This is a genomic window from Pseudaminobacter sp. Soil_N_29 (assembly GCF_057656055.1).
Map to the genome: position 1 here is coordinate 13,678 of NZ_JBDGLC010000009.1, position 15,090 is coordinate 28,767.

The window sequence follows — 15,090 nt, forward strand, 5'->3', positions numbered from 1 at the left end:
GGCTGTACTGCCACCGGAAAGTCCAAACGAAAGCACCGCGGGAGCCGGGCGCCAAGTCGCGGCCTCCATAGCCAAAAGCTCGCTGTTTCGCAAGACGCGCAATGGGTTCCGGCTCGCAGCCGCTTCGTTAAGCCGCGACGCCGTCATGTCTGTCGTTCGCCGTTCGACCCGCCGGACAGTCCTGCGTCCCCCTCCCCTCGACTAGGAGCAAGACCCCCGCCGCCAAAATTGCTGCCTTGACATTCGCCGCCTCACCGCCGACTTCCTTGCAACGAAGGAGACGAGCCATGCCCGAAGCCACGCGATCGACGATCGACACCGCAGAGGTGGAACGCTTTTCGGCCCTCGCCGCTGAATGGTGGAATCCGAACGGAAAATTCCGCCCGCTGCACAAGTTCAACCCGGTGCGACTGGCCTATGTGCGCGACCAGGTGACCGCACGCTTCGGCCGTGATTCGCATCAGGCGCGCCCCTTCGAGGGCCTGCGCATCCTCGACATCGGCTGCGGCGGCGGCCTTCTGTGCGAACCCATGGCGCGCCTTGGCGCCGATGTCGTCGGCGCCGACGCCTCCGAAACCAACATCGAGGTCGCCAAGCTGCACGCCGCCGAATCCGGCGTGACGGTGGACTACCGCGCCACCACCGCCGAGGCGCTGGCCGATGCCGGCGAGAAGTTCGACGTTGTGCTCAACATGGAAGTGATCGAGCATGTTTCGGACCCACAGCTCTACATCACCAAATGCGCCGAGCTGGTGAAGCCGGACGGCATCATGTTCGTGGCCACCATCAACCGCACGCTGAAGGCGCTGGGGCTGGCGATCTTCGGGGCGGAGTATGTTCTGCGCTGGCTGCCGCGCGGCACCCACCAATATGCCAAGCTCGTGCGGCCCGAGGAGCTGGAGCAGTACTTGGCCAATGCCGGCATGATCATCACCGACCGCACCGGCGTGGCCTACAACCCGCTTGCCGACCGCTGGCAGCGCTCCCGGGACATGGACGTCAACTACATGGTGCTGACGGAAAAGCGGCCTGTCGCCTGAGCGGCCCCCGCCTACGCTTCGGAGGTGCGCGTCTGCGCCTTGGTCGTCATGACCAGCCCGATGGAAATCAGCACCGCGCCCAGCCAGGTCTCCAGCCGGTAGCTTTCGCCAAGGAAGAGCATGCCGGAAATCAGGCCGATGGCGGCGGCGACATAGCCGATCTGGCTGAGATAGACCGGCCCGCCCACCGCTTGCAGCCGGAAGAACACGGCAAACATCGCCGACGAGACGATCACCTGCGCTGCAACCAGCCAGGGCACCTCGGCAAGTGGGCCGAAAGGCAGCCCTCCGGCGCTGAACGCAGCCGCCACCAACAGCATCGCCGCAGCCGCAAGGTGGCTTCCGGCGGCAAGATGGATCGGCCCGCTGCCCTCGGGCCAGTCGACCGTGCGATAGACATTGCCCACCGCGAGGCTGACGGGGATGAGCAAACCGGCCACCACCCAGATCAGCTCGGCCGGCTGGTTCGCCTCGCCGCGCGTCAAAGCCACGATCAGCGCGCCGACGAAGCCGACACCGATGCCGGCTACGCCGAGTACGCTCGGCCGGCGCAGCTTAAGCATCAAGGAAAAGGCCAGCGTGATCAGCGGCGACATGGTGAACATGATGCCGGTGAAGCCGACGCCCAGATGCAGGATGGAAGCAAAAAGCAGAAGGTTCGGAATGGCGTAGGACACAGCCGCCACCACGAAGAAATAGCGCAGCATGCGCCGGTCGAGACCAAGACGGCCGCCGTTCATCAGCAGCGCCGAGAGCAGCACCGCGCCGGCTCCGAAGGAAATCACGAAGGCCCAGATCGCGGGTGGGACGCCGGCCGCCGCAGCGATCTTGCCGAATGGCAAGGTGATCCCCAGCAGCAGGCCGTTGATCAGCAACAGACCGATGGCCGAGTTCCACAGAGCCTTCATCGCGCGTCCCTATTCGATTTCAGCGCGATCTGACCGGAAAAGCGGCTGAGACGAATGCGCCAGCCAAAGGAAACAAGGGGGACAACGCGATCATGGCCTTGAGGAGTTGTTCTTGAGCTTGCGCGCTCTTCGCCGGCGTCTCCAACTCACATACGAGACCACCGCGTCGGCAATCACTGGCGACACACCGAGGTAGAGAAAATTATCCCGGGCTGCAGCATCTCGACGCTCTAGCAGCGCATCGTCGGAAAGCGCGGGACGTGCATTCAACGCCGCTCTTGACCAATTGCCAGCGCCTTCTCCGGCCGGCAACTTTGCCGCGAGTGCGATTTCCCGCCGAACACAAATCCTCTCGATCCGGCCACGCATTTTCTCCTCATAGCCGAAACCCATTTTGAACAGACGGGCATGTGTCGCCACGTGCGCAATCGCCAAGGCCACTCGTTCAATGGTAGTGCTTTCCTGGTTCATGAAGCGCCCATCGAGTCTGCAAGTCCAATCTCGAACGCTGAACTCCACAAAGACACCTGTAAGCAAGATGACACGTATCCGCGCCAAGTCGCGTCGCAGCCGGCGGTAACGGACGGGATCGAACTCGCGGATCAGTGTCAGAGCGCGCTCGACGCTTTCAAGCTCGCCTCCCTTGCCTGAGGCGAAATTGTTGACAAGTTCCAGACCGTCGAAGCTACGGCGTACGGCAACCTTCAACAAGAGCCAGTCGAAGAATCGATAGATTAACCCGGGCCGGGAGCCGGCGGGTACGGGAGAGGCGGGCTTCCCCGCCCTCAGTTCCGGTCCTCTGGAAAAACCGGGACCGGCATGAAATCCACGCCGTCGTCGGCCAGGCTCTTGGCCTCGTCCAGCGTGGCTTCGCCGTAGATCCCGCGCGCCTCCGTCTCGCCGAAGTGGATCTTGCGCGCCTCTTCCGCGAATTTGTCTCCGACATAGTCGGCGTTCTCGCGGATCTTTTCCGAAAGCGCCTTGAGCTGCGCCAGCGCCTCGCGCTGCTGTGCGCTCATGGCCAGCGCGATCTTCTCCTGCTTGCGGCCGGTGGAGACGGCCGGCGCCATCAGCGCCTTTTCCACCTCGTGCGAGCCGCATATCGGGCAGCTCACAAGCTTGCGTTTCTTCTGTGCCTGGAAGTCGTCATTGCTGCGGAACCACCCTTCGAACTCGTGGGCGCTCTCGCAGGTAAGCGAAAAAGTGATCAAGAGGCTGCTCCCCGCAGCGGTTCTCCCTCGCTCGCCGCCACCGCACTGACGGAGAACTCGCGCGCATTCTTCAGGTTGGGGATCTTGCCGCGCGCGGCGGCCGAAAGCGACGTGTCGATCTCGGCCACGATCACGCCGGGCTCGTCGTGGTCGGCCTCGGCCAAAACCCTGCCCCAGGGATCGACGATGATCGAGTGACCATAGGTCTCGCGGCCGTCCTCATGCTTGCCGCCCTGGGCGGCGGAGATCATGAAGGCACCGTTTTCTATGGCGCGGGCGCGCTGCAGCACATGCCAGTGCGCCTCCCCGGTCTGGCGCGTGAAGGCAGCCGGGGCCGACAGCACGTTCGCGCCGGCAAGCGCCCCGGCACGGAAGAGTTGCGGGAAGCGCACGTCGTAGCAGATGCCGAAGGCAAGCCTTGCGAAGGGCAGGTCGGCCACCACTGCTTGCGTGCCCGGTTCATAGGCCGAGGATTCGCGCCAGCTCTCGCCATTGTCGAGATCGACGTCGAACATGTGGATCTTGTCGTAGGTGGCGAGGGTGTCGCCCTCGGGCGAAAGCAGCAGCGCGCGGTTGGCAAGCTTGCCGTCTTCGCGCACGATTGCTGTGGAACCCACATGGACGAAAATGCCGAGATCGCGCGCAAGCGATGCCGCGGTTGCCACGATGATGTCCTTGTCCTGCGTGGTGAAGGCCGCCTGCCTTGCTTCCGCATCGCGCACCATGGCGCCGGTCATTTCCGGCGACTGCACATAGGTCGCGCCCTTGGCCGCAGCCTCGCGCACCAGTGTCTCGAAGGTCTCGGCGTTCTTTTGCGGGTCGGTGCCCGTCCGCATCTGGATGGCGGCGGCTTTGAACTTGCTCATGATAATCTCCTCAGCCGAGCGTACCGGTGGCGAGCAGCCCGTCAAGGCGGCCCTGCGCGTCCAGATCATGCAGATCGTCGCAGCCGCCGACATGGATGCTGCCTACGAAAATCTGCGGGAAGGTAAATCGTCCCGCGCGCTCGATCATCTCCTGCCTCAGTTCCGGCGCGGAGGTGGCGTCGCGCTCTTCATAGGCGACGCCCTTCTTGTCGAGCAGCCGCTTGGCGGCGCTGCAGTAGCCGCACAAGGCACGGGTATAGATCGTTACATCGACCATCATCAATGTTCCCGGCGCAACCTGTCCTGTCCGAGAGACCCTCCAACCGAACGAAAATGCGCAAACAAAATCAATCTGCCGGTGCCCGGTCTACCCTCGACGGGTGCTGTCCCTGCGCCGGCTATCATCCGCTTATATAGTCTCTGCCTCGTCGGGCCGGAAGTCCCCCGGCAGGACGCGCGCGAAGGTCAGCACATCGACGGCGCTGGCGCCACCTTTTTTCAACGCCCTTGCCACGGCGCCAACGGTTGCCCCTGTAGTGTAGACGTCGTCCACCACCAGCACCCGCCTTCCGCGCACCTCGACCTCGCGCCCGGACGGCACGCGAAATGCGGCGCGCACATTGGCCTCGCGCTCGGTGCGCCGAAGCCCGACCTGCTGGCGCGTGACCTTTACGCGCGAGAGCGCCAGCGGTGCGAATGGCAGGCCGGAAAGCTCGGCCACCACACGCCCAAGCTCCGCAGACTGGTTGAAGCGGCGTTGCAGGAAGCGCCGCCAATGCAACGGCACCGGCACCACCACATCGGCATCGGCAATGAGTTCGGCGCCGGCGCGCAGCATCCAGCGCGCCATCCAGGGCGCCAGATGCGTACGATCGGAATATTTGAGGCCCTGCGCCATTTGCCGTGCGACGCCGGTGTAGGAAACCGCGGCCCGCGCCCGCTCAAACGGCGGCGGGTTGGCGATGGCCTCGGCAGACAGGAAACCAGCCCCCATATCATGGGTGAAGGGCGTGCCCATCACCTCGCACCAGGGCTTTTCCAGAAAGCGCAGCTGCGGCCAGCATTGCGCGCAAAGCGAGCCGGGTTGCGAGACGTGGCGGCGGCAGCCGGCGCAGACCGGCGGAAACAGCACGCGCGCCGGCCAATCCAGCGCAGCAAGGGCAAGGCTCTTGAATTGCGGCATCGGATCGGCCACGAGGTTCAGGCTGCTTGCCCACCATAGGCCGGGCGCAGCCACAACATCAAGGATATCGGCACTTGCAGCCCCTCTTCGACACCAAGCTCCTCATCGCCCGCAAGCGCCGCGCGTTGGCGCGTCCCGTTTCCGGCGCCGATTTTCTTCTGGCCCGCGCCGCCGAGGAACTCTCCGATCGCCTGGCAACGGTGGAGCGCCGCTTCGAGAACGCGGTCGCAGCCTTTTGCGTCACCCCGGCGGCACGCGATGCAATACTTGCCAGCGGCAAGGCCGCGAGGGTGCAGCGCGTCGAGGCCGACGAGGCTTTCCTAAACGGCGATCCCGGGCAGGTGGCCATGCCCGAAACGCTGCCGCTGGAACCTGAGAGTGTCGATCTTATCGTGTCGCTGCTGGCGCTGCAGGAAGTGAATGACATTCCCGGCATGCTGATCCAGGCGCGCCGTGCACTCAAACCCGACGGGCTATTCCTGGCAGCCATGGCTGGCGCCGACACGCTGGTGGAGTTGCGCGAAAGCCTGCTGGCGGCCGAAAGCGAGCTTCTTGGCGGGGTCAGCCCACGCGTCAGCCCCTTCGCCGACGTGCGCGACGCCGGCGCGCTGCTGCAGCGGGCGGGCTTCGCACTGCCTGTGGCCGACATCGACACGGTGACTGTGCGCTACGACCACATGTTCGCATTGATCCGGGACCTGCGCGCCATGGGCGAAGCCAACGCCCTCCTTGCCCGTTCGCGCCGGCCGGCAACGCGTGCCCTGTTCGCCCGTGCGGCCGAAATCTATGCTGAGCGCTTTTCCGATCCGGACGGTCGGATCCGCGCAACCTTCTCGTTCATCTGGCTGTCGGGATGGGCTCCGGACGCCTCGCAGCAGAAGCCGCTCAAGCCCGGCTCGGCCCAGGTTTCACTGGCAAAGATACTTGGCGAAGCCAAGGAGGATTGAGGCCGGCAGGTTGCCCTCAATTGGGGTTGCCGCCCTCGAAGGCTTTCACAAGGCGGCTGTTGGAGTCGCTGAACAGGTATTCCAGCGCATTGCCTGCCTTGCTCACGCCGGCCACGATCGTCAGCGACAGGACCGCGACGATGAGACCGTATTCAACCGCGGTGGCCGCGGACTCGTCCTTCAGGAAACGCCGGGTAAGTGATCGCATCGGTCTTTCACCCCTTTGCCCACAGTCTAGCCCTGCCGCGTTAACAAGGGTTAACGGAACAGGCTTAACGGCACGTGAAGGTCCGCCTCAGCAATCGCCGCGCCGAACGCCGTCGTTGCGGATGACACAGATTGCGCTTGGCGAGGATTGCAGCACGCTGCGGCGGATCGTGTAGCTGCCCCGGTCGATGGAGCCGGTGCTGACCATGTCGAGACCGGCCCGGGAGACCTGCGGCCGGGTCTGGGCGTCGAGGAAGGGCACCGCCAGCAGCGCGAAGGCCACTGCCGCCGAACCGAACAGCAAGGCGATCCGCACCGCCCCCATGCCTGCGCTCTCGATGCGAGAAGCGCGCCCGCCGCGAACCAGTTCCCACTGCTCCTCGGGTCTCATCCGAACTTCCCCCTGCACCAATGCCGGCCTTGGCCAGCCAGCCATTTCGGCTCAAATTCTCACGATTGGCTAAAGGATTGCTTAACGATCGGAGCGGTCGTGTGCGGCCGGCCGGGCCAGCCAGTTGAAGGCCGCGCCAACCGCCATCAGAACCGCCGTGCCGATGAACACCGCGCGCATGCCGACATGGCCGCCCACGAAGCCGCCGGCGAGCGGACCGATGACCTGGCCGGCATATTGCGCCGACGTCGAGAGGCCGAGCACGTTGCCGGCGACGCGGTCGGGCACATTGTGGCGGATGACGCTGGCGATGCAGGGCAGCAAGCCGCCCAGCGAAAGCCCCATCAGGAAGCGCAGGCCGATCAGTTGCCAGCCGGCAGTGACGAAGGCCTGAGGCACCAGCAGCACTGCGGAAACCGCCAGGCAGCCGATAATGACGGTCCAATGGCCGATACGGTCGGCCAGCTTGCCCAGCCGCGACGCTGACAGGATGGCGCCAAGTGCCGCCGCCGACATGGCGACGCCGGAAACCATGGTGACGCGGGTTGGATCGGCCACGAGCTGCGCAACATAGACGGTGATGATCGGCTCGATCGACATATTGGCCACCATCAGCAGCAGGCCGGTGGCGAACATGGCGATGATCGGCCGCTTGTCGGGAATAGCTGCCCAGCCGCCCTCCCCCTTGCTTGCCTTTTCGCGTGGCGGCCGCGCCTCCTCGCGAATGAGAAAGGTGGTCGCCAGGAAAGCGACGAAGATCACCGCGCCGGCCGCAAGGAAAGTCTGGCGGATGCCGATGAGCTGCGGCAGCGCGCCGCCAATCAGCGGCCCGACCAGATTGCCGGCCATCACGCCCGACGACAGCACGCCGAGCGCCCAGCCCGAGCGCTGCCTGGGCGTCTGCGTGGCGACAAGGATGACCGAGCCGGAGGCATAGCCGCCGGCGATGCCGGCAAAGAGCCGCAGGGCCACCAGCTGCCACACATTTTGCGCCATGCCGATAAGCGACATGGAAACGGCCATTCCGAGACTGGCCCTGATGAGCATTGACTTGCGCCCGTAGCGGTCGCCGAGACGGCCCCAGAGCGGCGCCGTCAGTGCTGCGGAAAAGAAGGTCGCGCCATAGGCGATGCCCGACCACTGCACGATGGCCGCGTGGCCGGTGACGCCGAGTTGCTCGACATAGAGCGGCAGGAACGGCAGCAACAGCGTCATCGCCACGATTGTGGTGAAGGAACCGACCAGGCAGACGATCAGGTTCCGCCGCCAATGGAAGGATTGCCCGTCCTCGGCCGCCTCGCCCTGCAACGCATTACCGGACAGCCGCGCCACCTATAGCAGGTCGATCAGGAAGGGGATCAGCGGCTCGTCGGCCGGCGGCATCGGGTAGTCGCGCATCTGGCGCGGGCGCACCCATTTCAGCACCTGGCCTTCGCGCGGATGCGGCGTGCCCTCGAAACGCCGGCACACATAGAGCGGCATCAGCAGGTGGAAATCTTCGTAACTGTGGCTGGCAAAGGTCAGCGGCGCCAGGCATGCCGCCTTGGTCTCGATGCCGATCTCCTCGCGCATCTCGCGGATCAGCGTCTCTTCCGGCGTCTCGCCGGGCTCGACCTTGCCGCCGGGAAACTCCCACAGGCCGGCGAGCGTCTTGCCCTGCGGGCGCTGTGCCAGAAGCACGCGCCCGTCCGCGTCGACCAGCGCGCAGGCCGCAACCAGGAGAATGCGCTTGCTCATGCCCCAGCCCCCGGCGGTCTGCGATAGTGATAGCGATAGACCTCGGTGAAGCCGAGCGACTCGTAGAGATGCCTTGCCGCCTCGTTGGACGCCTCGACCTGCAGCCACGCCTCACGGGCGCCGCGCAGCCGCGCCCATTTCAGCGCCGAGCGGATGAGGCGGCGGCCATGGCCCTTGCCGCGCTCGGCGGCCTCGGTTGCGATCTCGAACAGGCCGGCCAGGTCGCCGTCATGCACGCAGATCGCGGTGGCTAGCGCATGGCTGTGGTCTTCCAGCACGAACAGCCCGGCCTCGGGCTTTATCGCGCCAATGATTTCGGAAAGGCCCGGCCGCAATTGGGCCGGTAGGTCATGGACCTTGATCGCGGCGCCGATGAAGCGGCCGATATCCTTCAGCGGAATCTGGTCCATGGCGTCTTCAACGCCGGCCTGATCGAGCGGCAGCCGCATGACCAGCGATTCCGAAAAGACGTCCCAGCCCTCGGCGTCGAGATAGCTCGCCAGCACCGGGCCCGACAGGGGCGAAAGCCGGAAGGTAAGCGGCCGCCCATAGGCGCCGAAACGGCGGGAAGCGCGAGCGATGCGCTCCTCCAGATTGCCGACATCGCCCGGATCGAGCGGATTGACCGAGTTGAGCCGCTTGGCCGGGTGGCCGGCCGTGAGCCGCACCACCCAGGTGCCGTCATAATGCACGGCAGCCGCCGGCCAGGCGCGAAACCCCGCCGCCTCGAAGCGACGGACGCGCGCCAGTTCCGGTATGGGCGTTGTCCCGGCCACCGCCGCCATCAGCTCCTGTAGTCGCCGTTGATGGCGACATATTCCTTGGTGAGGTCGCAGGTCCACACCGTGGCCTTGCCGCGGCCGATGCCGATCTCGGCGCGGATGCGGATCTCGTCGCGCTTCATATAGGCCGAGGTCTGCTCCTCGGAGTAATTCGGGTCGCGCTCGCCTTCGACGGCGAGGCGGTTGTCGCCGAACCAGATCGAGAGGCGGTCGCGGTCGGCCGGCTCGCCAGACTTGCCGACGGCCATGACGACGCGGCCCCAATTGGCGTCTTCGCCGGCCACCGCCGTCTTGACCAGAGGCGAATTGGCGATGGACAGCGCGATGCGCTTTGCCGAGCGCGCCGACTTGGCGCCGGTGACGGTGACTTCCACCTGCTTGCGCGCACCCTCGCCGTCGCGAACCACCTGCAGCGCGAGGTTCTTCAGGATCTTGTTCAGCGCGCGCTTGAACGGTGCCAGCCGCGCGTCCTTGATGTCGGAAATCTTCGGCGCGCCGCGCCTGGCCGCAGCACCCGTAGCAAACAGCAGCAGCGTGTCGCTGGTGGAAGTGTCGCTATCGACGGTGACCGAGTTGAAGGTCGGGGCCACGCCCTTCGACAGCAGTGCCTGCAGCACCGGCGCTTCAATGGGCGCGTCGGTGGCGACGAAGGACAGCATCGTGGCCATGTCGGGCGCGATCATGCCCGCGCCCTTGGCGATGCCGTTGATGGTCACGTCGACATCGCCGAGTTTGACGGTTGCGGTGGCGACCTTGGGATAGGTGTCGGTGGTCATGATCGCCTTGGCGGCTTCGGTCCACAGCTCCGCCTTGGCGTCCTTGACCATGCCGGCCAGGAGGTGGCTGAAGCGGCTGGCATCGAGCGGCTCGCCGATGACGCCGGTGGAGGCCTGGAACACCTCGGCCGGCGTGCAGCCTGCGGCCTCCGCGGCGGCCTTGCCGGTCAGGGTCGTGGTTTGGCGACCTCGTCTGCCGGTGAAGGCGTTGGCATTGCCGGAATTGACCACCAGGATGCGCGCCTTGCCGCCGGCAAGATTGTCGCGGCAGAAGTCGACCGGCGCCGACGGGCATTTCGAACGGGTGAACACGCCTGCAACGGCGGTTCCCTCATCGAACACCATCGCCAGCAGGTCGGTGCGGTTCTTGTACTTTATGCCGGCCTCGGCCGTGGCGATGCGCACGCCCTCGACGGACGGCATCTTGGGATATTTTTTGGGCGCGAGGGGGGAAATCGTCTCGGACATGGGACCTCGGAAGGCATAGGGCGCAAACTGAGCCTCGTTTGCCCGATAGCGCGAGGCCACGCAAGGCGTTTTCGCCGGCCAGCTTGCCCGGTAAAGCCCATCTATCCTTGCACGCGGGCCATGATCAGCCCCTGGACTTCCAAAAACGAACAGGGGTGGCAAATGGCTTGCCGCCCCTGTTCGAAGTCTTCTGCCGAACCGCGCCCTCGCTGTCCGGTATGCCGAAAGGCAAAAATTACTTCGCCTCGTCCATCTGGTCGATGGCCTTCTTCAGCTCGGGATCGGTCACATCGATCTTGGCCGCCCCGCGCAGCGACTTGACCAGCTCGAAATATTTGTCGCGCAGCAGAAGCGAGCGCACCTGGCCCTTGACCTGGTCGAATGCCGGCGGCTGCTGGACGCGCTTGTCCTCGACCTTGATCACGTGCCAGCCGAACTGGCTCTGCACCGGCTCCTTGGTGTAGGTGCCCGGTTCGAGGGCGAATGCGGCCTTCTCGAATTCCGGCACCATCTGGCCGGGGCCGAAATAGCCGAGGTCGCCACCATTGGCGCCCGAACCGGCGTCGGTCGACTTCTCCTTGGCGATGTCCTCGAACTTGGCGCCGGCATCGAGCTGCTTGATGATGGCCTCGGCTTCTTCCTTGGTCTTCACCAGAATGTGACGGGCGTGGACCTCGTTGACCGGCGGCGCGTCGGCGATTTCCTTGTCGTAGCGAGCGCGGACCTGATCGTCGGTGATCCCCTTGGCGACCTCCTGGTCGACGACCTGGCTGTGCAGGGCCCGATCCCTGAGGAACTTCATGCGGCGCTGGAACTCGGGGTCCTTGTCGAAGCCCTTGGCCTCGGCCTCGGCTGCCATCAACCGGATCTCGATGATTGCCGACAGCGCTGCGGCCCGGCGCTGTTCGGGGGGAAGCCGCGAAAACTGCTGGTCAAGGTCGCTTTCGGCCAGCGTCAGGTCGGCTTCGGTAATGGGCTGCCCGTTGACAGTCGCCACCACGGCAGCGGGGTCGACGGGCTTGGCCGGAGCTTCCGCCGCGGGCGGGGTTTCCTGCGCAAACGCCTGCTGGGAGGCGGGAACCGCCAGAGCGAGCATCACGCCGAGGCCGGCAAGTGAGGCACGTCGGAAGGAAAGGGGCATCGGAAGTCTCCGGTAGGATTGATGAAACCTTCTGATCAGCACAAATATGGCCGAATTTGGCGCGGGCAACTGCGGCGTTGCCACGTTGACATCGCTTCGGGCCCCTCTTATCTGTCCTTCGACTTGGCGTCCAGAACCGTTTTCCGGGCGCTTTTCGGTGTTACCTGCTCTATATGGACCTTGTGTGGGTTCCGCCGCCACCGGTCGGCACGAATTCGAACTGAAAGGCCTTTTGATGGTCAGTCTCGGCGGCATCGCCCGTAAGATCTTCGGCTCCTCCAACGATCGTCGCGTCAAGGCGACGAGGCCGCGCGTAGCGGCAGTCAATGCTCTTGAAAACGAACTGCAGGCGCTGTCGGACGACGAATTGCGCGCCCGCACCGTGAAGTTCCGTGAGGAACTTGCCAACGGCGCCAATATAGACGACCTGCTGGTGCCCGCCTTCGCCACCGCGCGCGAGGGTGCCCGGCGCGCGCTGGGCCTGCGCCCCTTCGACGTGCAGCTCATCGGCGGCATGGTGCTGCATGACGGCGGCATCGCCGAGATGCGCACCGGCGAGGGCAAGACGCTGGTGGCCACGCTGCCCGTCTACCTCAACGCGCTGACCGGCAAGGGCGTCCACGTCGTCACCGTCAACGACTACCTCGCCAAGCGCGACTCGGAGTGGATGGGCCGCATCTACAAGTTCCTCGGCCTCACCGTCGGCGTCATCGTGCACGGCATGAGCGACGAGGAGCGCCGCGCGGCCTATGCCTGCGACGTCACCTACGCCACCAACAACGAGCTCGGCTTCGACTATCTTCGCGACAACATGAAATACGAGCGCGCGCAGATGGTGCAGCGCCCGCATCATTTCGCCATCGTCGACGAGGTGGACTCCATCCTGATCGACGAGGCGCGCACGCCGCTGATCATCTCGGGCCCGCTCGAAGACCGGTCCGACATGTACAACACCGTCGACGGCTTCATCAAAACGCTGCTCCCGGCCGACTACGAGATCGACGAGAAGCAGAAGACCTCGATCTTCACCGAAGAGGGCACCGAGAAGGTCGAGAACATGCTGCGCGATGCCGGGCTGCTGCGCGGCGAGTCGCTGTATGACATCGAGAACGTGGCCATGGTGCACCACGTGAACAATGCCCTGAAGGCGCACCAGCTGTTCCAGCGCGACAAGGACTACATCGTCAAGGACGGCGAGATCGTCATCATCGACGAGTTCACCGGTCGCATGATGCCCGGTCGCCGCTTCTCGGAGGGCCTGCACCAGGCGCTCGAGGCCAAGGAGCACGTGCAGATCCAGCCCGAGAACCAGACGCTCGCCTCGATCACCTTCCAGAACTACTTCCGCATGTACGAGAAGCTGGCCGGCATGACCGGCACAGCGTCGACCGAAGCGGAAGAATTCGGCAACATCTACGGTCTGGAAGTGACCGAAGTGCCGACCAACCTGCCCGTCCAGCGCATCGACGAGGACGACGAGGTCTACCGGACGGTCGAGGAGAAATACAAGGCGATCGTCAAGGAGATCCGCGAGGCCATCTCGCGCGGCCAGCCGACACTGGTCGGCACCACCTCGATCGAGAAGTCCGAGCAACTCGCCGAGCGCCTGCGCAAGGAAGGCTTCAAGAACTTCGAGGTCCTTAACGCCCGGCACCACGAGCGCGAGGCGTCCATCGTCGCCCAGGCCGGCAAGCCCGGCGCCATCACCATCGCCACCAACATGGCTGGCCGCGGCACCGACATCCAGCTCGGCGGCAATGCCGAGATGCGCATTGCCGAAGAACTCGGCGACATGCCGGAAGGCCCCGAGCGCAGCGCGCGCGAGCAGGCGATCCGCGACGACATCGCCAAGCTCAAGGAGCAGGCGCTGGCCGCCGGCGGCCTCTATGTGCTTGCCACCGAACGCCATGAAAGCCGCCGCATCGACAACCAGCTTCGCGGCCGCTCCGGCCGCCAGGGCGACCCGGGCCGCTCGAAGTTCTTCCTGTCGCTGCAGGACGACCTGATGCGCATCTTCGGCTCCGAGCGCATGGACGGCATGCTCCAGAAGCTCGGCCTGAAGGAAGACGAGGCCATCATCCATCCCTGGATCAACAAGGCCCTCGAAAAGGCGCAGACGAAGGTCGAGGCGCGCAACTTCGACATCCGCAAGAACCTGCTGAAATACGACGACGTGATGAACGACCAGCGCAAGGTCGTCTTTGCGCAGCGTCTCGAACTCATGGACAGCGCGAACCTCTCCGAGACGGTGGCCGAAATGCGCCAGGACGTCATCGAGGATATCGTCGCGAAGCACATCCCCGAAAACGCCTATGCCGAGCAGTGGGACGCGGCAGGCCTCAAGCAGGAGGTTCTGCAGTATCTCAACCTCGACCTGCCGATCGAGGATTGGGTGCAGGAAGAGGGCATCGGCGAAGACGCCATCCGCGAGCGCATCACGGAGCGCGCGGACGCTGCCGCCGCCGACCGCGCCGAACGTTTCGGCCCGGACGTGATGGCCTATGTGGAGCGCTCGGTCGTTCTGCAGACGCTCGATCATCTCTGGCGCGAACATCTGGTCAACCTCGACCATCTGCGCTCGGTCGTGGGCTTCCGCGGCTATGCCCAGCGCGATCCGCTCAACGAGTACAAGTCGGAAGGCTTCGAGCTGTTCCAGGCGATGCTCGGCAACCTGCGCCAGGCGGTGACCGCACAGCTCATGCGCGTGGAACTGGTGCGCGAGGCGGCCGATGCGCCGCCGCCGCAGGCGCCCGTGGCGCATGGCCACCATGCCGACCCGCTGACCGGCGAGGACGATTTCGGCGACGGCGGCGCCACCCTGGTGCTGGACGACACCCGTGTCGTGCCGGCCGAGGAGCGCGATCCGAAGAACCCGGACACCTGGGGCAAGATCGGCCGCAACGAGCTTTGCCCCTGCGGCTCCGGCAAGAAGTACAAGCACTGCCACGGCGCATTTGCCTGAGCGGCGAGCGACCTCAAACGTCTCGCAGAGAGGCCCGACCCTTCAAGGTCGGGCCTTTTTTGCTATTGGCGGAGATGACCATAGGTCGCGATGGCCGCCTTTACTCCAAGCCTTGCCATGAATTCCGGTGGGTTGAAGCCGATCTGCTGGTGCATGTCCCGGATGGCAGACCTGGCGCTCTCGATGGCCGCCTCGTTCTCCCATTCGACGAGCGTGACGAGATTGTATTCGCCCTCGCCCGACGACCTCTCCAGCATGAAATCCTGAAGGAAGCCGGGCTGCTTTCGCAGCAGTTCATGCGTCTGGCGCACGCGCTGCAGAAATTCGTCGCGCACCTGCGCGGGAACGGCGAACTGATCCATACGGTAGATGTGGTCGTTTCCTGTATTGCCTTGAAGCATGGTGTCCTCTCCGAGATGGCGACCTCCCCCCCAACAGCGGTTCATGCGGGTGAGGCCTGAGCGGACACAG

17 protein-coding genes are annotated in these 15,090 nt (G+C 65.0%); 3 read left to right on the forward strand and 14 right to left on the reverse strand.

The window, feature by feature from the left end:
- The first annotated feature begins 287 nt into the window (after positions 1–287).
- The gene (ubiG, locus tag AC3A4H_RS19120) at positions 288–1,040 is read left to right on the forward strand and encodes a bifunctional 2-polyprenyl-6-hydroxyphenol methylase/3-demethylubiquinol 3-O-methyltransferase UbiG (RefSeq protein WP_487768124.1); all 753 of its coding nucleotides are present in this window, start codon (positions 288–290) and stop codon (positions 1,038–1,040) included.
- Between the two features lie 11 nt (positions 1,041–1,051).
- Here ubiG and AC3A4H_RS19125 read toward each other — a convergent pair whose 3' ends face one another.
- The 6 genes from AC3A4H_RS19125 to AC3A4H_RS19150 all read right to left on the reverse strand — a co-directional run bounded on the left by AC3A4H_RS19125 (position 1,052) and on the right by AC3A4H_RS19150 (position 5,208).
- Positions 1,052–1,948 carry a DMT family transporter gene (locus AC3A4H_RS19125; protein WP_487768125.1) on the reverse strand — a complete coding sequence of 299 codons (897 nt, stop codon included), beginning with the start codon at positions 1,946–1,948 and terminating at the stop codon, positions 1,052–1,054.
- A gap of 90 nt (positions 1,949–2,038) precedes the next feature.
- Entirely contained in the window at positions 2,039–2,656 is a 618-nt protein-coding gene (locus AC3A4H_RS19130; protein WP_487768126.1) for a hypothetical protein, read from the reverse strand.
- Positions 2,657–2,733: 77 nt separating this feature from the next.
- Positions 2,734–3,159, reverse strand: coding sequence for a DUF1178 family protein (locus AC3A4H_RS19135; RefSeq protein ID WP_487768127.1), 426 nt, complete (start codon positions 3,157–3,159; stop codon positions 2,734–2,736).
- Entirely contained in the window at positions 3,156–4,025 is an 870-nt protein-coding gene (locus tag AC3A4H_RS19140; RefSeq protein WP_487768128.1) for a carbon-nitrogen hydrolase family protein, read from the reverse strand. The genes AC3A4H_RS19135 and AC3A4H_RS19140 overlap by 4 nt, the downstream gene beginning before the upstream one ends.
- Positions 4,026–4,035: 10 nt before the next feature.
- A complete protein-coding gene (gene grxC, locus AC3A4H_RS19145) occupies positions 4,036–4,302 on the reverse strand; it encodes a glutaredoxin 3 (RefSeq protein WP_348780420.1) in 267 nt (88 codons plus the stop codon).
- 132 nt (positions 4,303–4,434) lie between these two features.
- Positions 4,435–5,208: a ComF family protein gene (locus tag AC3A4H_RS19150; protein WP_487768129.1), complete on the reverse strand. Its 774-nt coding sequence runs from the start codon at positions 5,206–5,208 to the stop codon at positions 4,435–4,437.
- 74 nt (positions 5,209–5,282) lie between these two features.
- On the opposite strand from AC3A4H_RS19150, the gene AC3A4H_RS19155 reads away from it, so the two are divergent.
- Entirely contained in the window at positions 5,283–6,155 is an 873-nt protein-coding gene (locus tag AC3A4H_RS19155) for a methyltransferase domain-containing protein (RefSeq protein ID WP_487768130.1), read from the forward strand.
- 16 nt (positions 6,156–6,171) lie between these two features.
- Here the strand turns inward: AC3A4H_RS19155 and AC3A4H_RS19160 are convergent, their stop codons facing one another.
- From AC3A4H_RS19160 to AC3A4H_RS19190, 7 genes are all read right to left on the reverse strand, one after another.
- Positions 6,172–6,363 carry a Flp family type IVb pilin gene (locus AC3A4H_RS19160; RefSeq protein WP_348780418.1) on the reverse strand — a complete coding sequence of 64 codons (192 nt, stop codon included), beginning with the start codon at positions 6,361–6,363 and terminating at the stop codon, positions 6,172–6,174.
- 87 nt (positions 6,364–6,450) lie between these two features.
- Positions 6,451–6,753 carry a hypothetical protein gene (locus AC3A4H_RS19165; RefSeq protein WP_487768131.1) on the reverse strand — a complete coding sequence of 101 codons (303 nt, stop codon included), beginning with the start codon at positions 6,751–6,753 and terminating at the stop codon, positions 6,451–6,453.
- 81 nt (positions 6,754–6,834) lie between these two features.
- Entirely contained in the window at positions 6,835–8,085 is a 1,251-nt protein-coding gene (locus AC3A4H_RS19170; protein ID WP_487768132.1) for a multidrug efflux MFS transporter, read from the reverse strand.
- Positions 8,086–8,490 (reverse strand): 8-oxo-dGTP diphosphatase MutT, encoded by a 405-nt coding sequence (mutT, locus tag AC3A4H_RS19175; RefSeq protein ID WP_487768133.1) that lies wholly within the window; start codon positions 8,488–8,490, stop codon positions 8,086–8,088.
- On the reverse strand, positions 8,487–9,275 hold the full coding sequence (locus AC3A4H_RS19180; RefSeq protein ID WP_487768134.1) for a GNAT family N-acetyltransferase: 789 nt from the start codon (positions 9,273–9,275) through the stop codon (positions 8,487–8,489). Before AC3A4H_RS19180 ends, mutT begins: the two co-directional genes overlap by 4 nt.
- The gene (argJ, locus tag AC3A4H_RS19185; protein WP_487768135.1) at positions 9,275–10,516 is read right to left on the reverse strand and encodes a bifunctional glutamate N-acetyltransferase/amino-acid acetyltransferase ArgJ; all 1,242 of its coding nucleotides are present in this window, start codon (positions 10,514–10,516) and stop codon (positions 9,275–9,277) included. The genes AC3A4H_RS19180 and argJ overlap by 1 nt, the downstream gene beginning before the upstream one ends.
- A gap of 235 nt (positions 10,517–10,751) precedes the next feature.
- On the reverse strand, positions 10,752–11,657 hold the full coding sequence (locus tag AC3A4H_RS19190; protein WP_487768136.1) for a peptidylprolyl isomerase: 906 nt from the start codon (positions 11,655–11,657) through the stop codon (positions 10,752–10,754).
- A gap of 235 nt (positions 11,658–11,892) precedes the next feature.
- Here AC3A4H_RS19190 and secA point away from each other — a divergent pair, with 235 nt between their 5' ends.
- On the forward strand, positions 11,893–14,619 hold the full coding sequence (gene secA, locus AC3A4H_RS19195) for a preprotein translocase subunit SecA (RefSeq protein ID WP_487768137.1): 2,727 nt from the start codon (positions 11,893–11,895) through the stop codon (positions 14,617–14,619).
- A gap of 62 nt (positions 14,620–14,681) precedes the next feature.
- On the opposite strand, the gene AC3A4H_RS19200 is transcribed toward secA, so the two are convergent.
- A complete protein-coding gene (locus AC3A4H_RS19200) occupies positions 14,682–15,020 on the reverse strand; it encodes an antibiotic biosynthesis monooxygenase family protein (RefSeq protein ID WP_487768138.1) in 339 nt (112 codons plus the stop codon).
- Positions 15,021–15,090 lie beyond the last annotated feature (70 nt).